Raw genomic sequence first — 21,887 nt, forward strand, 5'->3', positions numbered from 1 at the left:
TCGTTTCCGTCATTGCAATCGATTGCGGTGGGTTCTACCGTAGCAAGGGGACCGCATCGACGGAAGGACGAAAATGCCCTCTGCTCCTCCAGATTCGGCCGTGCACGAGGCCAGTGACGTGGTCGTGGTGGGTGGCGGGCACAACGCCCTGGTGTGCGCCGCATACCTGGCAGAGGCCGGGCTGTCGGTCACCGTGCTCGAGGGCCGCGACGTCATCGGTGGCAACACCGTGACAGAGGAGCTCACTCTCCCGGGCTGGCAGCACGACTCCTGCTCCACGGCACACGTTGTGTTGCAGTCCAATCCGCTGATCCGTGACGACGAGCTCGGGCTTGCCGCACGGTACGGGCTCGAGTACATCGTCACCGACCCGGCGGTCGTCTTCCCGCTCGCCGACGGCGACCTGCTGACGGTGCACCCGGATCTGGCGGAGACGGCCGCCGAGTTCGCCCGCTATTCCGCCGCCGACGCGGACGCCCTCGTATCCATGATCGACACCTGGAACGCCGGTCAGCGAATCGCCCACGCCCACATGTCCGCCGGTCTGCCATTGCCCGACCAGCCGTGGTCGCACAGCTACGAAGCGCTGCGGCGCCGCAGCGCGTGGGAGGTGATCGCCTCGACGTTCGGCCATCCCGTCACACGCCAGGTGATGGCCTGGATGGCGTTCGCCACGATCCAGCCACCCGAGCGGCCCGGCACCGGCGCGCTGCCTGCCGCGATCATGGCCGGTCGGCTGGCCTACGGCTGGGCTACGCCGGTCGGGGGGTCGGGGGCCCTGCCCAACGCCCTTGCCGCACACATCACCGACCACGGGGGCACCGTCGAGACCTCCGCGTGGGTGCAGTCCTTCACCGTCGAGCACGGCCGCTGCGTCGGGGTGCGCACCGACGACGGGCGCGAGTTCCGGGCAGCCCGCGCGGTGGTGGCGGGCAGTCACCTTCGCGAGCTGAGCGAGATGCTGGAGGGCAAGTCGACTGCGGCCGATGCCGCCGCACGATGCTGGCGGCCCGGTATTCCGCTGTTCGCCGTTCACTTCGCGCTTCGAGCCGACGCCAGTTATCGAGGAACCCGCGGGCCGGTCACGTCGGCCGCAGGCGGCCTCGGCAGCCCGAAGGGCTTGCTCCGTCAGGTCGCGGGCGTGGCTGCCGGACACCTGGAGACCGAGGACCCGTGGCTTTTGATGATGTCGTCGACGGCGGTCGATCCCGGGCGCGCGCCGGGCGGCACCTTCAAATTCCTCACGACGGCGCCGATGCTGCGCGACGGCAGGCCGTGGTCGCAGGACGATGCCTCGGCATACGCACAGGTGCTGCTGGACATCGCGCGCCGCCACGTCGACGGCCTCGATGACGCCGACATCCTGGCCATCAGGCCCGAATCGCCCACCTCGCTCGCTGCGCACAATCGCGCGAACATCGGGGGCTCCTGCCATGGCGGCGAATTTGTGCTCGACGACGGCACGGTTATCCCCGGCTGGCTCGATTACCGAACCGACGTCCCCGGGCTGTATCTGACCGGATCGACCTCACACCCTGGCGGTTCGGTGTCGGGACGGCCTGGCCGCAACACGGCCCGCACCGTCCTGGCCGATCTCGGGGTGACACCGACGATGTCGGTCCCCTAGTCGGTCAGCCGGACGACATGCAGGCCGTGGTTCTTGTCCGAGAAGAAGATGTTGCCCCGCGCATCGACCAGCACATCCTCCGATTGGGTCACCAACGTCTTGGGTAGCAGGCCGCGGCGCTCGGTGGGATCGTCGGGGAGGTACCAGGCGATCTCGCGCGGCAGGTAGGCGTCGCTGATGTCATAGACCCGCAGCCCCGCGTTGAACCACGTCATGAACATCAGGTTGTCGTCGGCGAAGAGCTCGGACCCCTGTGGATGGTGCTGATTGTGCGGCCCGAACCGCCCGCCCCGCGTGCTGAAGTTCGGATAGGGCGCCCCCACTGCGGGCTTCGGTATCGGCAGCAGGGACATGATCCGTGGGTGCAACTCGTCGGTGACGTCGACGATGCCGGCGAAGTTGTACGCTTCCTGCTGACGTTCGGCGATCGCTTCGGTGTTGACCAGCAGCAGGTTTCGCGAGCGCAGCGAAATCACGGTGTGCATTCCGATCATGCTGGAGAACGCGGCGCCGATGTCCAGCCGGGAGACCAGTGTCGGCCGCTCGATGTCCGAGATGTCGAGGATGACGACACCGGCAGTCCCGTAGCTGAGGTATGCGCGGTCGCCGAGAACATAGGGCGGCCCATGCAGAGAAATCCGCCGGGAGGGGGCGCTTCCCGAGGCGGCGAACTGCTCCGGGAGGAACCACATCGCCACTTCGGTGGGGTGAGCTGGGTCGGTGATGTCGAGGATGACGTAGATGTTGCCCTCGAAACCGCGGCGACTGGCCGTGACGTGAACGTAGCGGCCGCCGGTGTAATGGTTGCGGTGCACGCCGTGGTCGCCGGTTCGCCACTGGCCCAGCAGCTTCGGCGCGAGGGGATTGCGGACGTCGAAGAAACGGATGCCCTCGTCGGAGGTGTCGGCCGGATCGCCGCCCCACGCCGGAGGTCGGCGCTCCATGCCCTGCACCAGCAGTCCGTCGGCGACCTGGACCTGCCAGGTCGCGGCCTCATCGGGTCCTTCGATCGCACCGACCAGGTGCGGGTCGGTCGGGTCGGTCACGTCGAAGATCGACAACCGCGCTTCCCAGAAGTGCGTCGCATAGAGATACCAACGGTTCTCGACCACCTGCATGGCCAGCTTGAACACCGGCTTTCCGCCGACATCGTGATATCCGATGAGATCGACACCGTCGGCGGTGAACTCGGGTGCACCCCCCATTACGAAGCGGCCTCGGCCATGAGATCGGCAAGGTCCGGCAACGGCTCTAGACAGAAGACGCCGCCGGTGCCGCGGTCGGTCACCCAGATCAGACAGTGCTCGTCGACGAAGAGGTCGTTGGCCTGCGGGACGGCCGACCCGGCCGGCGCCTCGCTGACCCAGTGCGCGACCTCCCGCGGTTGCTGCGGGTCCGACAGGTCGTAGACGCGCAGACCGGCGCTGAAGTAGGTCGCGAACACCAGCCGATTGCTGCGATAGGAGTGCGCCCGGTTCTCGTGCAGGTTGTGCGGACCGTACCGCTGGGGCAGGTCGTCGAACGGGCCGGTAGGCGCGGGCAGCGTCCGCAGGTAGCGCGGAGCCGAGGGGTCTGCGATGTCGATCAGGTGAATGCGCCGCTCTTCGCCGTGCGGGCCGTCATGCTGTTGCTCGTCGGTGACCACCAGCAGCCCCCGATCGGTCAGGGGCAGGCATGTGTGCGTCGCCCCACCTTCCCACCGCAGCCGCGACACCTCGCGCGGCCGGGTCGGCTCGGAGGTGTCGAGCACGACGAGGTTGGCGTCGTCGTAGCCGAGGTAGGTGTACGCCCCCTCGGTAAGACCGTGGTGCGCCGCGACCCGGTGGCCGTCAGGCCAGTCGACGGTCTCGCCGCCGGCGGTCCACTGACCGGGCCACCACCAGCTCGCGGCGAGGACGGGCCGTTCGGGATCGGCGAGGTCCACGGTCATCCAGATGCGGTCGGTGAAACCCTCTGGCACACCGGACATGTGGGCGTAGCGACCGCCCTCCCACACGATGCGATGAACGCCCTTGCCGCCGGAGGACCAGAAGCCGATCTGCCTTAGGTGGAAGGGGTCGTCGACGCGGTAGATCGCGACACCGGCCGAATGCGGGCCGAGCGGCTTCTTGGGCCGGTACGGGAACCGCTCGTGGTTGACCAGAAGCAGCCCGTCGGCGATCTGCACCTTGTGGGTGTGGGTGTTGGCAGGCGCGTCCCACTGCGCGACCAGCTGGGGACGGTCCGGAGCGGACACGTCGAGGATGGACGTACCCGCTCCGGTCGAACCGGCGTGCCCGACGTACAACGCGTCGCCGTGCCGCATCACCTGCATGCCGTCGCCGCGCCCGGCCAGGTCATGCTGGCCGACGAGTCGAACCCCCTGAGACGAAGCGGTTTCGGTCGTCACTGAGCCATTGCCGCGGGCGTGGGCCGCAGCGGCAGGCCGAGCGCCTTCTGCGCGCGCCACAGCGGAACCAGATCGACGTACTCACGCCAGTTGGTTCCCGGCGGGATCACCTTCAACTCGATCTGCTCGTTGATGAACCGGTCCATGTCGGCGACGTCGAAGCCGCCGTCGGCGGTGTGATAATCGGGACTCTGCTCGGCGGCATACGCATCGCGGTAGGGCTGCGGAAGATCGAAGTCCTTCGATGCCATGAGGTCGAGCACTTCATCCTTGTTCTTGTCGTCGGTGATGAACTGGCGCGCCTTGAGCGTCGCTGTCAGAAAGGCCGCCGCGGTCTCGGGGCTCTCGGTGAGAATCTTGTTGGCCGACCAGCCGTTCTGCGGCGCCCTTCCCAGCTCCTGGAAGAGGAACTTCCCGCCCTCGGCCTCCAGCAGCGAGCGGTGCCGCAGCTGGAGGCTGGCACCGTCGACCGTGCCGGCGATCACCGACTGCAGCCGCTCGTTGGACTGGCCACCCGTGCTCACCAGATTGACGTCGGTGTCGGGGTTGATGCCGTTATCGGTGAGCAGCTTTCGGATGAGGAAGTCGTTGCGGCTACCGAACTGGCCACCGGTGATGGTCTTGCCCTTGAGGTCCTCGGCCGAGTTGATGCCCTTGCGCACGCCGAGGATGTTCGCTTCCCCCCCGAGATAGACCGACAGGTAACGCAGATCGGAGTTCGACTTCTTCGCCGCCGCGATCGTCGTGTCGGTGTCGTACAGGGCGAAGTCCACGGAGCCGCCGATCAAAGCCGGCAGCGGGTCCTCGACGGTCACGATCTCGACGTTGTCGATGCCCACCTCCTTGAAGTAGCCCTTGTCCTGCGCCACCAGGACGTCGTGGTGGAACAGGTAGTACGGGTTGTCCACGGCCACGACGATCGACTTCTTCACCTTCGCCGGGTCGATCGTCGCGTTGATGTCGGCCTCGCTGGTCGGAGACGCGGCGGAAGTGCCGCCGCCACCGGAGGATTCGCCGCCGCCGCAGGCCGTGAGCATCGTGGCTAGCGCTGCTCCCACACCCAGGAACGCCAGCAATCGTTTGCTTCGCCTCATGCACTTCTCCTTGTCTGATTCACTGGTCGTGCTATCGATTGATTGGCTACGCGACCGCGAAGTTCCGCCAGGGCGCTGCCCGGCGTTCGGCCCAGCGCGTTCCCTGCACGAGCCCCACGGAGATGACGGCGAGCAACAGCAACGTCGCGTACATCATCGGTGCGTCGAACTGGTCGCCCGCCCGGTCGAGCAGGAACCCGAGTCCCTTTCCTCCGCCGCCCAGCAGTTCCCCGATGAGCATCCCGACGAGTCCCCTGGCGATGCCCTGATTGATGCCGCTGATGACGAACGGCAGCGTGAACGGCAGGATCACCTTGACGTACAGCTGGGCCTGGTTCGCGCCGAAGATGCGTCCCGCCCGAACGAGCGAGGGGTCGACGGTCTTCACCCCCTCCATGCAGTTGACCATCATCGGGAACACCGCCGAGAGAACGATGATGGTGAGCTGCATGGAATTACCGAAGCCGAGGATGAGGATCAGCAGGGGGATGAGCGCGACGCGAGGCAGCGCCGTCATCGCCCACACATACGGACTCAGGATGAGGTCGACGATCCGTACGCCGCCCATCAGCAGTCCGAGAGGGATGCCGATCGCCCCGGCGATGAGCAGGCCGACGGTGAAGTTGCGCACGCTGTGCACCAGCTGCGGCCAGATGACCCCGTCGGCGAAGCCGTAATACATCGCCGCGAACATGTCGGTGGCCTTTGGGAAGAACAACGGGTTGATGACCTCGGAGAGGGCGAGCAGCTGCCAGGCGGCAAAGAACAGCGTCAGATTGACCACCGTGATGATCAGGCTGCGGAATCGCGACCAGTTGCTGCGCGTGATCGTCTCGGTGACGGCGCCCGTATCGGTGCCCCCCTGCGGCGTGGTGACGTCCGTGGGCAACGTGGGTGAACTCATCGCCCTCCCCCGGCCTTGGCGCCCAGCGCCTCGGTCTGGAGCTCGTTCCAGATGTATTCGCGCAGTTCGCCGAACCGCTCACTGCGCTTGACACCCTCGTCGAAACGGGATCTGGGCAGGTCGACGTCGATGATTTCCTTGACCCGGCCCGGCCGGTGGGACACCAGAACCACCCGGTCCGCGAGCGTGAGCGCCTCGTCGATGGAGTGGGTGATGAAGACGACGGTCTGACCCGTCTCGGCGATGATCTTCTCGAACTCGGCCTGCATGGCCTCGCGCGTCATCGCGTCGACCGCACCGAACGGTTCGTCCATCAGCAGGATCTCGGGATCGGACACCAAAGCCCTTGCGATGCCCACTCGTTGGCGCATTCCGCCCGAGAGTTCGTAGGGGTAGGCCTTCTCGAAGCCGGTGAGATTGACCAGCTCGAGGGCGCGAGCAATCCGCTCCTGCATCACGGCCTTCGAGGGGCGCGGATGCCTGTTCTCGAGCGCGAACTTGATGTTGCCGTAGACCGTGCGCCACGGCAGTACCGCGTAGTCCTGGAACACCATGGTGCGATCGGGACCGGGTCCCGTGACGACCTTGCCCTCGACGCGGATCGTCCCGTCCAGCGGCTTCATGAAGCCGGCGATCATGTTGATCAGCGTCGTCTTGCCGCACCCCGAGGGGCCGACGATGGCGAGGAACTCCCCACGGTGCACGTCCAAGAACACGTCCCGTAGGGCGATGAGCCGGGTTTTCGACCGCGTGTTCTCGTATCCGGCGGACACGCCGCGAATTTCGATCAGCGGTGCCGAGGTTTCCCCCGGCTTCTGCGCGTCGTCGGTATCCGGCCGTGGATCACGGGTGACCGAGGAAATTGCCTGCCTCATGTGCTGTGGAGCCGCCTTCGCCTCGGGACACCGTTGGACCGAAAGTGCAATCGATTGCTATCCTGCGATGTGACGTGGATCATGTCAATGGCGTGGCCGAGAAATCTTGGCTGGCGCGGTGAACCGCCAGTAGGTGACGTATCCCGTCCCAGCGTTTCCACACAATCGGTGGCCCACACTTCCGAGACGTCGCGCCGAAGCGTCGAATCGCGGGTTCAATTGCACGCGGACGGGGGAGGACCCCATCATGGAAGGGCTGCATCCGTTTGCAGCGGAGGGGAAACGTTCAATGCAACGGGCCACGCTGCGCGAGGTGGCGGTGATGGCGGGAGTGCATCCGGCCACCGCATCGCGCGCCTTGAACGAGCAGACCGAAGGCCTGGTGAACGCCGTCACCGCAGCGCGGATAAAGAAGATCGCCGCGGAGATGGGCTATTCGCCGAACCCGATCGCCCGCAGCCTCAAGACGGCCCGGTCGGAAAGCATCGGGCTAGTGATCCCGGATCTGACCAATCCGCTGTTCCCGCCGATCGTGCGCGGGGTCGAAGATGTGCTGCGCGCCGTCGGTTACAGCGCCTGGATCGTCAACACCGACAACCGGCCGGATGTGGAGAAGGCGGCGGTGCAGTCGTTCCGGCGGCGCAACGTCGAGGGGTTTGTGTTCGCGACCGCCCACCTCAAACACCCACTGCTCGACGAACTCGCCGCCGCGTCCACGCCGATGGTGCTGGTCAACCGACGTAGCGCCAACCCCGACATCCCGTCGGTGACGTCCGACGACGCGGCAGGCGTCGCCATGGCGATGCAGCACCTCGTCGAACTGGGACACACCAAGATCGTGCACCTCGCGGGTCCGCAGGATCTGTCGACGGGACTGAACCGGCGCCGCGCGTTCACCTCCTGCCTCGAAGATCTCCGCCTCCCCGCCGAGAAGGAACGGACGGTCATCTGTGAGGCGTGGAGCGAGCAGGCCGGCGCGAAGGCCATGGGGACACTCCTGGATTCCGGACCGGAGTTCACCGCGGTCCTCGCCGGCAACGATCTGCTCGCCCTCGGTGTCTACGACGCCTTGTCCGCCCGGGGCCTGCGGTGCCCGGATGACATGAGCGTGGTCGGGTTCAACGACATGCCGTTCATGGACAAGGTGTCACCGCCCATGACGACGGTGCGTATTCCGCATTACGAAATCGGCGCCGAGGCCGCGCGACTGCTCCTCGAGGTGCTCAACGATCCCAGCCGTCATCCGCGTTCGCTCCTGCTCCCTCTCACGCTGACTGTCCGGTCCTCCACCGGGCCCGCTCCGCAGAATCCCGCCACCAACTGACTGCGGGCGCACGCGACGCCGGTTCGCGCAGTACCCCCGGTGTTGTGCAACCGATTGCAATTCCCATGCAAAGCGGTGACGACCGTGCTCCCGCCGATGCTGTGCACCTACGCTCGCAGGTGTGACGGTTTCTCGGCTGCAGCCCTATGCGGTGACGATCTTCGCCGAGATGTCGGCGCTCGCGGCGCGCATCGGTGCGGTGAACCTGGGTCAGGGCTTTCCCGACGAGGACGGCCCGCCCGCGATGCTCAAGACCGCCGAGAACGCGATCGCCGACGGCGTCAACCAGTACCCGCCGGGGCTTGGCATCGCGCCGCTGCGCGAGGCGATCGCCTCGCAGCGCAAGCGGCACTTCGGCACCGAGTACGACCCGGAGACCGAGGTGCTGGTCACCGTCGGCGCCACCGAGGCCATCGCCGCGGCGGTCCTCGGCCTGGTCGAGCCGGGTTCGGAGGTGCTGTTGATCGAGCCGTTCTACGACTCGTACTCCCCTGTCATCGCGATGGCGGGTTGTGAGCGCCGCGCCGTGCCGATGGTGCCCGACGAGCGCGGCTTCGCCATCGACGTCGACGGGCTGCGCAGTGCGGTGACGCCGAAGACCAAGGCGTTGATCGTCAACTCGCCACACAACCCGACCGGGATGGTGGCCTCCGACGCCGAGCTGGCGGGGCTCGCCAAGCTCGCCGTCGACGCCGATCTGCTGGTGATCAGCGACGAGGTCTACGAGCATCTGGTGTTCGACGGCCACCGCCATCTTCCGCTGGCCAACTATCCCGGCATGGCAGGCAGGACCATCACCATCTCGAGTGCGGCCAAGATGTTCAACGTCACCGGCTGGAAGATCGGATGGGCTTGCGGCGCAGCGGATCTCATCAACGGTGTGCGAGCGGCCAAGCAGTATCTGACCTACGTCGGCGGCGCCCCGTTTCAACCCGCGGTGGCCCACGCACTCGACACCGAAGAGGCGTGGGTGGCCGCGCTGCGGAAGTCGTTGCAGGCCAAGCGCGACCGGCTGGGCAGCGCGCTCGACGGCCTCGGCTTCGACGTGCACGACAGCTTCGGCACGTACTTCCTGTGCGCCGATCCCCGGCCTCTCGGCTACGACGACAGCACCGCGTTCTGCGCCGAGCTGCCGGAGAAGGCAGGCGTTGCCGCGATTCCGATGTCGGCGTTCTGCGAGTCGACCGACAATCAGTGGAATCATCTGGTGCGCTTCGCGTTCTGCAAGCGCGACGACACGCTCGACGAAGCCATCCGCAGACTGGGTGTGCTGCGAGGGCGTTGACGGACGCAGGGTCAGGGCTGCTTCTGGCCAGGGATGCCCTCGTAGGCGATGTCGCCGGTCTGCAGATTCTTGTCGGTGAGTTCGACAAGGCCGTCGAGGAACTTCTGCCGTTCTGTCACCACGTGCTGGATGGCGACGTCGACGTTGTCCTTCGTGATCGCGGGCATCACGTACACCGGTTCGGCGTTGACCTGCTCGCCCTTGGCCAGCTTGTTGGCGACGGCAAGACCGGAGGCAAGTTCGACAGTGCCGTTCTGCAGCGACGTGCCGATGAACTCTCCGCTCTTGACCGCGTTTAGGCCGTCCTCGATGCCGTCGATACCGACGACCGGCACATCGTTGCGGCCAACCTCCTTGAGCGCCTGCAGCGCGCCGAGGCCCATGTCGTCGTTCTGCGCGACCACACCGTTGATCTGGGGACCGAACCCGGAGATCCAGTTCTTCATCTTGTTGACGGCCTCGTCACGCTTCCAGTTCGCGGTGTCCTTGGCCAGCACCTTGATGTCCGGGTACTTCGCCAGCACCTGCTCGATCCCCTTGCTGCGGTCGAGTTCGCCGGACTGGCCCAACGGCCCCTGCAGGACCACGATGTTGCCCCGGCCGCCCAGCCGGTCGGCCATCATCTGCATTTCCTGCGCCCCGGCGGCGACGTCGTCCGGCTGCACGTTGCCAGCGATGTCCTTGCTCTCCAACGCCGCATTGACCGGCACCAACGGGATGCCCTTGGCTTTGGCCGCCGCCACCTGCGGGCCGAGCGAATCCGCTTGCACCGGAACGACGATGATGGCGTCGACGCCCTGGTTGATCATCGAGTCGACCTGGCTGGCCTGGGTGGACACGTCGAGGTTGGCCGAATTCCACACCAGCTCGATGTTGTTGGCCTTGGCATAGGTGTCCATGCCTTCCTTGCCTGCGGTGATGAACGAGCTCATGTCATACACCGAGACGCCGACTCTGGTTGCGCCACTCTTTGATTCGGTATCGCCCGCGCCGCAGGCGGTCAGACCCATGGCGAGCACTGCGGCCGAGCCGGCCGCAGTGATCTTCGTTGCCAGTCTCATCTCTTTCTCACTTCTGTTGTGGGGTGATCGGATTCGGTTGACCGCCAGGCGATCATGCCTGTCTTCGGGTTGACCACACGTCGACCGCCACCGCCGCGACGATGAGGACGCCCTTGATCACGTCCTGCCAGTAGGCGGGCACGACCAGGATGTCCAGGCCGTTGTTCAGCGTCTGGATGATGAACAGGCCAAGCACCGTTCCCCAGATCGTGCCGCGCCCACCCATCAGGCTGGCCCCGCCGATGACCACCGCGGCGATGGCGTCGAGTTCGTAGCCCTGGCCCAGGTTGGGCGGTCCCGAGATGACCCTCGAGGCCAGCATGACGCCGGATATGCCGGCCAGCAGGCCCGACAGGGCGTAGACGCTGAACAGAATGTTCTTGGCGTTGATACCGGCGATCTCGGCGGCGCTGCGGTTACCGCCAACGGCGTAGATGCGCATCCCGTATGTAGTGCGGCGCATCACCGCCCCGAGCACGATGATGCCGACGATCATCACCAGCACCGGAATCTGGAGTCCGAGAATCTTGGTGTTGGCGATGGAGCCGAACTCCGCGGGAAGACCATTGATCGGCGCCCCGCCGCCGATGACATAGGCCAGCCCTGAGCCGGCCGTCAGCGTACCCAGGGTTGCGATGAACGGCGGAACATTGATGCGCGACACCAGGATTCCGTTGACGGAGCCGACCGCCAGACCGACGACCATCGCCACCAGCACGGTCAGCCAGACTTGCCCGGGATTGGCCTTGGCCGTTGCCGCGGCGGCCATTGCCGACACCGCGATCACACTGCCGACCGACAGATCGATGCCGCCGGTCAGCACGACAAGCGTCTGGCCAAGCGCGATGAGCGCGAACGGCGCCGCCGCGACCAGGATGGTGACCAGGTTGTCGACCGTGCTGAAACGCGCACTGCGATAACTGAAGTACGCGATGACCAGAAGGATGATGATGACCATCGAGTAGCGCATGGCCATACCCGCGAACCACTCGCGCGAGAACAACCGAACGGCTTCGCCGGTGGTGGGCGAAGCGACGACCCGCCCGGAGGATTCTGCGGCGTCGTCGGTCTCCGTTTGCACTGTCACGATGCTGCCTCCGATGATTCGGGCGGGTCTTCGGTGATGGATGCGTCCGGTGCACGGGTGGCTTCGGTGAGCGAAGTCGCCATCCGGAACACGGATTCCTGGACGGCGGGATGGTCGAGCGCGTCACGATCGAGTTCGCCGACGAACGCGCCGCCGCGCATGACGAACGCCCGATGCGACAGGCCGATGATCTCGGGCATGTCCGATGAGGCCATCACGACGGCCATTCCTGCTGCCGCGAACTCGGCGATGACGCGGTAGATCTCGCTGCGCGCGCCGACGTCGACTCCCCGGGTGGGTTCGTCGAGCAGCAGGACGTTGACCTCGCCGGTCAGCCACCTGGCCAGCACCACCTTCTGCTGGTTTCCGCCCGACAGCGTTCCCACGAGTTGACTCATCCCGCTACTGCGCAACCGCACCGACTTCATGACGTCGGTGACGGCGGTGGTCCGTGCCTTGTCACGCAGCCAGCCGGCGATGCTGAACGACGACAGCCGGGGCAGCGACCCGTTGTCGAGCACGCTCATCGACAACACCACGCCCGAGGTCTTGCGATCCTCCGGCACCATCGCCATGCCCGCCGTGATAGCGGCAGCGGGCGCGTTTCGCTTGACGTGGCGGCCCCGCACCGCGATCTCGCCCGCGGTGGTGTGTCTGGCGCCGAAGATGGCCTCCAGCAACTCGGTTCGTCCGGCGCCGACCAAACCGGCGAGCCCGACGACCTCCCCGGCGTGCACCGTGAGCGACACCGGCGCGGCGGCACCGTCGACGTGCAGGTCGCGCACCTCTAACACGGGTTCGGTGGTCGGTTCGACGCGATCGGGAAACAGCGCGTCCAGTTCGCGACCGATCATCGCGGTGACGATGTCGTCCTCGGACACGTCGGCCACCGACTCGTCCATGATCAACGCCCCGTCCCGCAGCACCACCACCCGATCCGCAATCGCTTGGATCTCGGCCATCTTGTGGGTCGTGTAAACCATCGCGACCCCGTGCTCGCGGAGTCGGCGCACGATCGCGTAGAGCCCCTCGACCTCGCGCTCGGAGATGGCCGACGTGGGCTCGTCGAGCATGACGACCTGAGCACCCGTGCGGGCGGCCTTCACGATTTCCACGATCTGCCGCAGCCCGACCGGCAGGCTGCCCATTCGTGCGGTGGGCGAGATCGCCACGTCGAACGCCGACAACGTTTCGCGGGCCTGCTGAATCATCGCCCGGCGGTTGACGAACGGGCCCCGGCGCAGTTCCCGGCCGACGAAGAGGTTCTCGTAGACCGTCATGTCCTCGATCGATGCCAGTTCCTGCGGCACGATGGCCACCCCGTGCCGCACCGCATCGCGGGTGTTGCCGGGGGCCAGCCGGTTACCTTGCACCGATACGCTTCCCTCGTCGGCGACGTATTGGCCGCTGACGATTTTCATCAGCGTGGACTTGCCCGCGCCGTTCTCCCCCGCCAGGGCCGTCACGGTGCCGGGTTCGAGGTGCAGGTTGATTCCGTTCAATACGGGAACGCCGCCGAAGCTCTTTTTGATGTCCGCGCATTCGAGCAGGGCCTGCGCCATCGAGACCTCCCTTGGTCGACGCCCCCGCGGACAGACCTATGGTTCCCACTCCCGCCGCTGTGTAACCATCGTCACAGCGGGTAATCGGACCGGTGATGAATGAGACGAGGTCAGCCGCGATGACCGGGGTCGAATTGGCCGCCGCGTTGTCCGCGAAATGGGCACGACGTGCATGCCGATCCGCCGCCGCCCCGACCTGAATCCGAGAGGCACACCATGTCCGAGCACGCAGTGGATCTCGACTTCCGCCTGGACGACAGGGTTGCCCTCGTCACCGGCGGCGCGTCGGGAATCGGCGCCGCCATCGGTGAAGCGCTGGCTGCCAAAGGCGCAAGGATCGCGGTCGCGGATCTCGCCGAAGGCAGCGAATTCCCCTGCAACGTCGGCGATCCCGACTCCGTCAGCCGAACGGTCGGTGCGGTCGTTGAAGCGCACGGTCGGATCGACATCCTGGTCAACAGCGCGGGCATCGTGCGCCTCGGCGCCGCCGAGGAGCTGTCGGTCAGCGACTGGGAGGCCACCATCGCGGTGAACCTCACGGGCACGTTTTTGATGTGCCAGGCGGTCGGCGCACACATGCTCGCCGCTGGTCGCGGTGTCATCATCAACATGGCATCCCAGGCCGGCACCGTCGCGCTCGACGCGCACGTGGCGTATTGCGCCTCGAAGTTCGGTGTGGTCGGCGTCTCGAAGGTACTGGCCGCCGAATGGGCGGGCCGGGGCGTGCGGGTCAACAGCATCTCCCCGACAGTGGTCCTCACCGAGCTCGGCCACCAGGCATGGGACGGGCCAAAGGGGGACGCACTCAAGAAGCTCATCCCGACGGGCCGGTTCGCCTACCCCGACGAGATCGCCGCGGCCGCGGTCTATCTGGCCTCCGACGCGGCGGGCATGGTCAACGGTGCCGACCTGATCATCGATGGCGGCTACACGATCAAGTAGGTGTGCGGGCGGGCGCCGGCTCGCAGTACCACGGAGCCCGCAGCAGGGTTGTCCCCACTCGGCGCGCTCCGATCGCGCGCATCTGTGACGATGGTCGGATGGCGGAATCGGAACCGGACTTCACCTGGCTGCCCGACCTCGCCCTTCGCCCACTCGGCGGCGCGGTGATCTGGGCCAACGATGAGACATTCGCGGAGAAAGAGAACCTGATCAACCAGGGTCCCGCGACGTATCAGCCCGCGTCGTTCGGCCACAAGGGCCAGATTTATGACGGATGGGAGACCCGCCGCAGACGGGAACCGGGTCACGATGAGGCGATCGTGCGACTTGGCGTGCCGGGCGTGATCCGCGGCGTCGTCGTCGACACCGCGTTCTTCAAGGGCAACTATCCGCCCGAGGTTTCGGTGGAAGCTATCGAAGTCGACGGCTATCCGCGCCCCGAGCACCTCGCCCGTGACTCGGGTTGGCAGACCATCATCGAGCGAGCCAAGGTCTACGGCGATACCCGCAACCCGTTCGAGGTGACATCCGAAAAGCGTTGGACGCATGTGCGACTGAGCATCTATCCCGACGGTGGGGTGGCCCGGTTCCGCGTACACGGCGAGGGCCGTCCCGACCGCAGGTTCGCCGAGGTGCCGGGACTGGACCTGGCGGCCCTCGAGAACGGCGGCCTCGTCCTGGACTGCTCGAACCGCTTCTACAGTTCCCCGCAGAACCTCATCTTCCCCGGCGTCGCCAACGTGATGGGCGACGGTTGGGAGACCGCTCGGCGCCGCGACGACGGCAACGACTGGGTGCACATCAAGCTGGCCGGGCCCGGCAAGGTGCAGATGGCCGAGCTCGACACGTCCTACTTCATCGGCAACAGCCCAGGCGCGGCGCGGCTGACAGGGCGGACCGTCGACGGCGAGTGGGTCGAGCTGCTGGCGCGCACCGAGTTGCTCGCCGACACCCGGCACCGGTTCGCCGTCGAGACCGATGCGGTGATCTCCGAGGCACGACTGGACATCTACCCCGACGGCGGAATGGCTCGGCTCCGGCTGTTCGGCGAATTGGCATGACGTATCCCCGCGACATGGTCGGCTACGGCCGCACCCCGCCGGACGCGAAGTGGCCGAACGGCGCCGCGATCGCCGTGCAGTTCGTCCTGAACTACGAAGAGGGCGCCGAGAACACGGTGCTCGACGGGGATCCCGCCTCCGAGGCATTTCTGTCGGAGATCACACCAGCAGAAGCCTTCCCGAACCGGCACATGAGTATGGAGTCGTTGTACGAGTACGGCTCGCGTGCCGGATTATGGCGAGTGCTAAGGGTTTTCGAACGACGTCAGATCCCACTCACGATCTTCGCGGTGGCCCGCGCCATGCAGCGCAACCCGGAGGCGGTCGCCGCGTTCGGCGAGCTCGGCCACGAGATCGCCTGTCACGGCCTGCGGTGGAAGTCCTACCAGCTGATCGGCCGTGACACCGAGCGCATGCACATGGCCGAGGCAGTTGCGATCCTGTGCGACCTCACCGGCCAGGCGCCGCTGGGCTGGTACACCGGACGCGACTCGCCGAACACCCGCGAGCTGGTCGTCGAGCACGGCGGCTTCGTCTATGACTCGGACTCCTATGCCGACGACCTGCCATACTGGGTGCGCGTTCACGATTCCGACCACCTGGTCGTGCCCTACACGCTCGACACCAACGACATGCGGTTCTCCTCTCCCGCAGGCTTTTCCAACGGCGACGAGTTCTTTGCCCATCTGCGCGACGCCTTCGATGTCCTCTACGCCGAAGGCCGCGACGGCAGTCCGAAGATGCTGTCGGTCGGTCTGCACTGCCGGCTCGCAGGCAGGCCGGCCCGGACAAGGGGGCTCGAGCGGTTCCTCGACCACGTGCAGTCCCACGACTCGGTGTGGCTGGCCCGACGGATCGAGATCGCCGAGCATTGGCGCCGCGTTCACCCGCCCGGCGGGTAGTCCTTCTCCGGCGGCGGAGCGAACTCACCGCGCTTTGACGTGCCAAGCCCCATCGTCACCAGCGACTGCACGGTCAGCGTCGCCGCGGTCACCCCGTCGACCACAGGCACACCCAACTCCGTCGAGATCGGCGCGCACATATCGGCCATGCCTGCACAGCCCAGCACCAGCACATCGGATCCGTCGGCCTCCACCGCTTCCCGACATGCCTCGGTGACGACCTTGCGGGCGTCGGGGTTGGCCTCCAGATCGAGCACCGGGATCTCACAGGCATGGACGCCGCGGCAGAACCGTTGCATGCCATAGCGTTCGGCGAGCTCTTCTGCGCGTCCGATGGTGCGCGCCAACGTCGTCACCACGCTGAAACCACGGCCAAGATGACTGGCGGTCTGCATCGCGGCCTCGGCGATGCCGATCACCGGGCCGCGCGCCACCTCGCGGGCGGCGTCGAGGCCGGGGTCGCCGAAGCAGGCGATGACGTACCCGTCGACGCCCTCATCCTCGCCCTTGCGGATTGCGGCAAGCAGTCCCGGCACACTCATCGCCTCGTCGTAGTGGCTCTCGATGGACGGCGGCCCGCTCTTGGGCGTGATGCCGGTGACCGAGGTGCCGGGGGCGACGACCGCCAGAGCGCAGCGCTCGATTGTGGCGGTCATCGCCTCGGTGGTGTTCGGGTTGATGACCCAGATCCTCGTCACGGGATCGGCGCCACCGCCATCTTGCCGCGGGTGGCGAGCAGATAGTAGAGCCCGAAGCCGATGCCGCATCCGATGAACCAGCTGTATTGGGCGGCCGTGTGCATGCCGACGACGTAGCCGCCCAGCAGCACCGGAATCACCGCGACCACCGCCGCGACGATCGTCGTGATCACCGCCGCCGGGTTGTAACCCTTTTTGTAATAGTAGGTTCCGTTCTCATCGAGGGTGAACATGTCGTCGATGATCACCTTCTGCTTGTGCACCAGGTAGTAGTGGGCGATGAGCACACCGAACAGCGGACCGATGAAGGCGCCGAGGGTCTCCAGGGTGTAGTGGATCACCTCGGGGTTGTTGTACAGGTTCCACGGCGTGATCAGCACCGAGCCGACGGCGGCGATCATGCCGCCCGCGCGCCAGCTGATCCGCTGAGGGCTGACGTTGGAGAAGTCGAATGCGGGCGAGATGAAGTTGGCGACGATGTTGATGCCGATGGTGGCGATGGTGAACGTCAAGGCGCCCAACACGATCGCGAACGTCGAGTCGATGCGTGCCACCGTCTGAACCGGATCGGTGATGAGTTCGCCGAATACCGGCACGGTCAGTGACGCGGTGACGACCACCAGCAAGGAGAACACCAGGAAGTTCACCGGCAGACCCAGGAAGTTGCCCCGCTTCACCGCGTCGAACGACTTGCCGTAGCGAGAGAAGTCACCGAAGTTCAGCATCGGGCCGGAGAAATACGACACCACGAGCGCGATGGCGCCCAGCATGACGGGGACGGACTCGAAGCCGGTGTAGGTGACCTCGCCGAGGTTGAGATCGATTGCGCCCCAGCCGGCTTTCCAGATCAGATAGCCACAGAGGATGAACATCACCACATACACCGCGGGGCCGCAGAAGTCGATGAACCTGCGGATCGCCTCCATGCCGCGCCAGAACACGCAGGCCTGCAGGATCCACAGCACGATGAAGCTGCCCCAGCCCAGCAGCGGCAGACCGAGGAATCCGTACTGATTCACATCGGCGTACGGCGCCAGTCCGGGAAACAGCTTGAGCAGCACCACATCCAGGGCCGCCGACGCCAGGTAGGTCTGAATGCCGTACCAGGCCACGGCGATCAGGCCGCGGATGATGGCCGGAATGTTGGCGCCAAGCACGCCGAAGACGCTGCGACAGATCACGGGATATGGCACCCCGGTCGCCTGGCTCGGTTTGGCCACCAGATTGCAGAAGAAGTTGACGATGACGATCCCGATCAGCAGCGCGACGAGCACCTGCCAGCTGGCCAGCCCGAGGGCGAACAGGCTGCCCGCCGTCACGTAGCCGCCGACGCTGTGCACGTCGGACATCCAGAACGCGAAGATGTTGTAGGAGGTCCAGGTTTGCTTGGCCAGCGGGGCCAGGTCCTCGTTGGTCAGCCGCGGGTCGTAGCCCGCCTTGATGAGGCCGCCGCCGACCGGGTGGCCGGAGGCTTCGGCCACGTCGCCTGCACCGACGACGGCGCCTGGCGGAAGATCCCTTGTGGTCTGCGGTGTGTCGATGTCCGTCATGCGCGGAAGTTATCGACGGCGTATTGCGCCGCTGTTTCCTGCGAAATTCCTGCCTATTGCGCCGAAGATATATCTCCCGACACCAGCAGGCCGGTGTCGGTTGGCAGCGTCGCGATGACGGCGTTGAGCCGTTGAGCATGGACTTCGGCCGCCGTGAGCAACTGTTCGACGTCGCCACCGACGAACGCGTCGAGCATCAAACAGTGGTCGGCGTGCAACTCGGCGCGGTCGGCAGGCCTGACGTGCACCATCGACTGCACCGGTTCGGTGACATTCCACGCCGACTCGAGCATGTGCAGCAGCCGGTGCATCCGCGATGGTCGGGTCAGCGCGAGATGGAAGTTTCGGCTCTGCCGGTGGAAGGTCACCGGATCGTCATCGCGGATCGCCTGCGCAAGGACGTCGTTGGCGGCAAGGACGGCCGCACGGTCCTCGTCGTTCGCATTCGCGATCGCGGCGGCCAGCGACGCCGCCTCCAAAGTCTCACGGACGATGTACATTTCGCGCAGTTCCTGCGGGGTGAGCTGCGCGACGGTATAGCCGGCGTTGCTGCGGTGTGAGACCAGGCCCTCCCCGATCAACGTCTTGAGCGACTCGCGTACCGGAATCTGGCTTACGCCGAACAGATCGGCGACGTCGGCCAACGGGATGGCGGTGCCCGGCGGCACCGCCCCATCGAGGATGACCCGGCGCAGCTCGTCGAGGATCGCGTGCTGCGGCCGGCCGGGCTGGTCAACGACCAGCTTCTCGACCAGCGCCGAGCGTCGTCGGGACGGCATCCCGACACGGTAAGCAGCGTTTGTTTCGCCCGTGTTGCTACAGCGAAGCGGCGACCGCCCACAGCGATTCGCGCTCGGCGTCGTCCGAGCGATCCAGCGGGCTGAGCACGACATCGGTCGCGCCGGCGTCCAGGTAGCTCTTGAGCTTGCGGACAACTGACTCGGCAGGCCCGACCGCCGCGAGCTCGGCGGCGCTCTGCACACCTTCTCGGGCGAGTACCCGTTGATACGACGGGATGCTCTCGTAGAAACCCAATTGCTCGGCGGCGAAGTTTCGCCCTTCGTCGGCGTCGTCGGTCACCAACGCCGGAACCCCGGCGATGGTGCGCGGGCTCGGCCTGCCCGCATCGGCCGCCGCCTTTGCGATCGTCGGTTCGATGAACTCCGCGATCGTCCGGGGCCCCGCGAGGTAAGGCAGTGTGCCGTCGGCCAATTCGCCGGTGACGCGCAGCGCCTTGGGGCCCATCGCCGCCACATAGATCGGGATCGGCCTTCCGCCGGGAACCGCCACCGGCCAGGCGGGGCTCGCCGTCAGTTCGTCGCCGTGAAAATCCACGGCCCCCTCGTCGAAGATCGACCGCAGCACGGTCAAATGCTCGCGCAGGCGCCCGATCGTGTTGGGCCACGCGGTGCCGAACGCCTGGCGTTCTGGTTCGTGGGCGCCCAGCCCAAGGCCGAGGCTGAAGTTGCCGTGCGATGCGGCCTGAGCTGTCTGCGCAAGGGACGCGACGACGAGCGGATGCCGCGGGTTGATCGGCACCACAAAGGTGCCCACACCCAACCCCGGCACGGCCGCACCGACCCGCCCTGCCAGTGCCAGCGCGTCGTGGTCGAATCGCTGGGCCAGCCACACCTGTCTGACCCCGACCTCATGGGCGCGGCGCGCTTGGTCGACGAAATCATCGACAACATTGGGACTGTTCGTGCGTTCGGCGAGCATTACTCCGGTCGGCATACTTCGAGCAACCGGCCGCTGTCGGCAACAATTCCTCGGTCGGGCGATCGAATCGCACGGATCTCAATGCTTGCCGATCTCGCCGTCGGGCCGGACTGTCACAACCGTTTAGGGCGATCCGTTTGCCATGACGCGATCGCGCAGTGCTTCGGTCGCGACGTCGAGGACCATCTTCTTGGCCCGCTTGACGAGGAAATGGGGCACGGGCGCGCCCAGTTCCAGGATGATGTCGAAACGCACCCGCGTCGTGTCCTCACCCTCCGGCGTGAGGTTGTATTCGCCGTGCAGCCCGCGCTGTTGAAACGTCTGCGAGGAGTCCCACACCATCCAGCGGTCGCCCCAGTGGTATTCCAGGATCTCCTTGTCGGTGATCCCCATGATCTTCAGCGTCGCCTTGACGTGATGTGGGCGCCCGTCGGGATGACGGTCGAGGATCTCGGCGCTCTTGTGCAGCGCCGACCACGTGGGGACGGCTTCGATGTCGGCGAGCACGTCGAGGATCGCCTCGGGAGGGGCGGCGACGACGACTTCGCGCGATGCTCGAACAGCCACATTGGCAAATCTAATCCTGTTACCGAGATGGCGACGGCCAACGCGGTAAGTCACCACCCGATTTCGTCGAGAGCGGTGGTGCCCTTCGGTGGTGTGCCGACGGGGCCGGCCGGTGTCCTCGAGAACCGCGGCGCCGGTGCGGCCTGCTCGACGCCGTCGTTGTCCACAACGGTGGAACGTGCCCTGAGGTGCTCGTTTAACGCAGCCTCCGTCCAGGTCAGGACCGGCGTCACACATGCGTCGCTGCCCGCGAAGATCTCGGACCACTCGTCGCGCGTCTTTCCCGCGAACCGCTCTGTGAAGATCTTCTGCATCTGCGGATAGCCGGCGATTTCCAGTTGACCCGGCACATCGTCAGGCGACAATTCGAGCCCGGTCAGCAATTGCGCGAAGAACTGCGGCTCGATCGCGCCGACGGCCATGTACTTGCCGTCGGAGCACTCATAGCTGCGGTAGAACGGTGCACCGCCGTCGAGCAGGAACGATTCCCTCTCGTCGCGCAGGCTGCCGGTCGCCTTCATCGTCCACATCATCTGAGACAGGATGCTGACGCCGTCGACCATCGCCGCGTCGATCACCTGGCCGGTGCCGGACCGCTCCCGTTCGTATAGCGCGGCGACGATTCCCAGCAGCACGAACATCGAGCCGCCGCCGAAGTCGGCGACCAGGTTCAGCGGGGCGACCGGCGGCCGGTCGCGGTAGCCGATCGCCGACAGCGCACCGGTCTGCGACAGATAGTTGATGTCATGGCCCGCCGTCATCGCCAGCGGCCCGTCCTGGCCCCACCCGGTGATCCGGGCGAAGATCAGCCGTGGGTTGACCGCGGCGCAGTCGTCGGGCCCGATGCCGAGCCGCTCGCAGGTGCCCGGCCGGAAGCAGTCCAGCAGCACGTCGGCCTTGGCCGCGAGGTCAAGCAGCAGCTGCGGCTGGTTCTTGACGTCCAGGTCGACGATGCGCTTGCCGCGGTGCAGCAGGTCGACGTCCTCTGCGGGCATCGTCAGCCCGCCTGGCCTGCGCACGCGAACCACGTCCGCGCCGAGGTCGGCGAGCATCATCGCCGCATGCGGGCCAGGCCCGATGCCGCCGAGTTCGATCACTCTCACCCCTGCGAGGGGTCCCGTGCTGGTCACGCGATGTGAGACTACTAGCGGACGTTGCTGTTCAAAGGCGCCTTCAAACGCTCCCTAGTAACGTGCGCGTCAGTATGGTCACTTCAGCCCAGTGGCGTGCGCGGGAACCG

The 21,887-nt window shown here is 66.3% G+C and carries 20 protein-coding genes; 6 read left to right on the top strand and 14 right to left on the bottom strand.

Going from position 1 to position 21,887, the window contains the following annotated elements:
* The first annotated feature begins 73 nt into the window (after positions 1–73).
* The gene (locus D6M19_RS02355; RefSeq protein WP_123023517.1) at positions 74–1,627 is read left to right on the top strand and encodes a phytoene desaturase family protein; all 1,554 of its coding nucleotides are present in this window, start codon (positions 74–76) and stop codon (positions 1,625–1,627) included.
* Here the strand turns inward: D6M19_RS02355 and D6M19_RS02360 are convergent.
* From D6M19_RS02360 to D6M19_RS02380, 5 genes are read right to left on the bottom strand one after another with little or no spacing between them, the layout of a single operon-like run.
* The gene (locus D6M19_RS02360) at positions 1,624–2,832 is read right to left on the bottom strand and encodes an LVIVD repeat-containing protein (RefSeq protein ID WP_123023518.1); all 1,209 of its coding nucleotides are present in this window, start codon (positions 2,830–2,832) and stop codon (positions 1,624–1,626) included. The genes D6M19_RS02355 and D6M19_RS02360 overlap by 4 nt on opposite strands.
* Entirely contained in the window at positions 2,832–4,016 is a 1,185-nt protein-coding gene (locus D6M19_RS02365) for an LVIVD repeat-containing protein (protein WP_164478294.1), read from the bottom strand. Before D6M19_RS02365 ends, D6M19_RS02360 begins: the two co-directional genes overlap by 1 nt.
* A complete protein-coding gene (locus D6M19_RS02370; protein WP_123023520.1) occupies positions 4,013–5,110 on the bottom strand; it encodes an ABC transporter substrate-binding protein in 1,098 nt (365 codons plus the stop codon). The genes D6M19_RS02365 and D6M19_RS02370 overlap by 4 nt, the downstream gene beginning before the upstream one ends.
* A gap of 46 nt (positions 5,111–5,156) precedes the next feature.
* Positions 5,157–6,014 carry an ABC transporter permease gene (locus D6M19_RS02375; RefSeq protein ID WP_123023521.1) on the bottom strand — a complete coding sequence of 286 codons (858 nt, stop codon included), beginning with the start codon at positions 6,012–6,014 and terminating at the stop codon, positions 5,157–5,159.
* On the bottom strand, positions 6,011–6,889 hold the full coding sequence (locus D6M19_RS02380) for an ABC transporter ATP-binding protein (RefSeq protein ID WP_123023522.1): 879 nt from the start codon (positions 6,887–6,889) through the stop codon (positions 6,011–6,013). The genes D6M19_RS02375 and D6M19_RS02380 overlap by 4 nt, the downstream gene beginning before the upstream one ends.
* 289 nt (positions 6,890–7,178) lie before the next feature.
* On the opposite strand from D6M19_RS02380, the gene D6M19_RS02385 reads away from it, so the two are divergent.
* Both D6M19_RS02385 and D6M19_RS02390 read left to right on the top strand, forming a co-directional pair.
* On the top strand, positions 7,179–8,213 hold the full coding sequence (locus D6M19_RS02385; RefSeq protein ID WP_123023523.1) for a LacI family DNA-binding transcriptional regulator: 1,035 nt from the start codon (positions 7,179–7,181) through the stop codon (positions 8,211–8,213).
* 121 nt (positions 8,214–8,334) lie between these two features.
* Positions 8,335–9,498, top strand: a complete 1,164-nt coding sequence (locus tag D6M19_RS02390; RefSeq protein ID WP_123023524.1) for a pyridoxal phosphate-dependent aminotransferase — start codon at positions 8,335–8,337, stop codon at positions 9,496–9,498.
* A gap of 11 nt (positions 9,499–9,509) precedes the next feature.
* Here D6M19_RS02390 and D6M19_RS02395 read toward each other — a convergent pair whose 3' ends face one another.
* The 3 genes from D6M19_RS02395 to D6M19_RS02405 all read right to left on the bottom strand — a co-directional run bounded on the left by D6M19_RS02395 (position 9,510) and on the right by D6M19_RS02405 (position 13,208).
* Positions 9,510–10,559 (bottom strand): substrate-binding domain-containing protein, encoded by a 1,050-nt coding sequence (locus D6M19_RS02395; RefSeq protein WP_123023525.1) that lies wholly within the window; start codon positions 10,557–10,559, stop codon positions 9,510–9,512.
* Between the two features lie 52 nt (positions 10,560–10,611).
* Positions 10,612–11,535 carry an ABC transporter permease gene (locus tag D6M19_RS02400; protein ID WP_123023659.1) on the bottom strand — a complete coding sequence of 308 codons (924 nt, stop codon included), beginning with the start codon at positions 11,533–11,535 and terminating at the stop codon, positions 10,612–10,614.
* A 107-nt stretch (positions 11,536–11,642) separates the two neighbouring features.
* Positions 11,643–13,208, bottom strand: coding sequence for a sugar ABC transporter ATP-binding protein (locus D6M19_RS02405; RefSeq protein WP_123023526.1), 1,566 nt, complete (start codon positions 13,206–13,208; stop codon positions 11,643–11,645).
* Between the two features lie 216 nt (positions 13,209–13,424).
* Between D6M19_RS02405 and D6M19_RS02410 the strand changes: the two genes are divergently transcribed.
* The 3 genes from D6M19_RS02410 (at position 13,425) to puuE (ending at position 16,113) form a co-directional block, all read left to right on the top strand.
* A complete protein-coding gene (locus D6M19_RS02410; RefSeq protein WP_123023660.1) occupies positions 13,425–14,150 on the top strand; it encodes a GolD/DthD family dehydrogenase in 726 nt (241 codons plus the stop codon).
* Between the two features lie 98 nt (positions 14,151–14,248).
* Positions 14,249–15,211, top strand: a complete 963-nt coding sequence (alc, locus tag D6M19_RS02415) for an allantoicase (RefSeq protein ID WP_123023661.1) — start codon at positions 14,249–14,251, stop codon at positions 15,209–15,211.
* Positions 15,208–16,113 (top strand): allantoinase PuuE, encoded by a 906-nt coding sequence (gene puuE, locus D6M19_RS02420; RefSeq protein WP_123023527.1) that lies wholly within the window; start codon positions 15,208–15,210, stop codon positions 16,111–16,113. Before alc ends, puuE begins: the two co-directional genes overlap by 4 nt.
* Here puuE and D6M19_RS02425 read toward each other — a convergent pair.
* From D6M19_RS02425 to D6M19_RS02450, 6 genes are all read right to left on the bottom strand, one after another.
* Positions 16,095–16,811 carry an aspartate/glutamate racemase family protein gene (locus D6M19_RS02425; RefSeq protein WP_123023528.1) on the bottom strand — a complete coding sequence of 239 codons (717 nt, stop codon included), beginning with the start codon at positions 16,809–16,811 and terminating at the stop codon, positions 16,095–16,097. The genes puuE and D6M19_RS02425 overlap by 19 nt on opposite strands.
* Positions 16,808–18,361: an NCS1 family nucleobase:cation symporter-1 gene (locus D6M19_RS02430; RefSeq protein WP_123023529.1), complete on the bottom strand. Its 1,554-nt coding sequence runs from the start codon at positions 18,359–18,361 to the stop codon at positions 16,808–16,810. Before D6M19_RS02430 ends, D6M19_RS02425 begins: the two co-directional genes overlap by 4 nt.
* Positions 18,362–18,414: 53 nt before the next feature.
* A complete protein-coding gene (locus D6M19_RS02435) occupies positions 18,415–19,140 on the bottom strand; it encodes a GntR family transcriptional regulator (protein ID WP_123023530.1) in 726 nt (241 codons plus the stop codon).
* Between the two features lie 37 nt (positions 19,141–19,177).
* Entirely contained in the window at positions 19,178–20,095 is a 918-nt protein-coding gene (locus D6M19_RS02440) for an LLM class F420-dependent oxidoreductase (RefSeq protein ID WP_123023531.1), read from the bottom strand.
* Positions 20,096–20,203: 108 nt separating this feature from the next.
* On the bottom strand, positions 20,204–20,647 hold the full coding sequence (locus D6M19_RS02445) for an SRPBCC family protein (protein ID WP_123023532.1): 444 nt from the start codon (positions 20,645–20,647) through the stop codon (positions 20,204–20,206).
* A 50-nt stretch (positions 20,648–20,697) separates the two neighbouring features.
* Positions 20,698–21,777 (bottom strand): CaiB/BaiF CoA transferase family protein, encoded by a 1,080-nt coding sequence (locus tag D6M19_RS02450; protein WP_123023533.1) that lies wholly within the window; start codon positions 21,775–21,777, stop codon positions 20,698–20,700.
* Positions 21,778–21,887: the final 110 nt, after the last annotated feature.

Origin of the sequence: Mycolicibacterium stellerae, from assembly GCF_003719305.1 — a bacterium.
In the GTDB taxonomy this organism is placed as follows: domain Bacteria; phylum Actinomycetota; class Actinomycetes; order Mycobacteriales; family Mycobacteriaceae; genus Mycobacterium; species Mycobacterium stellerae.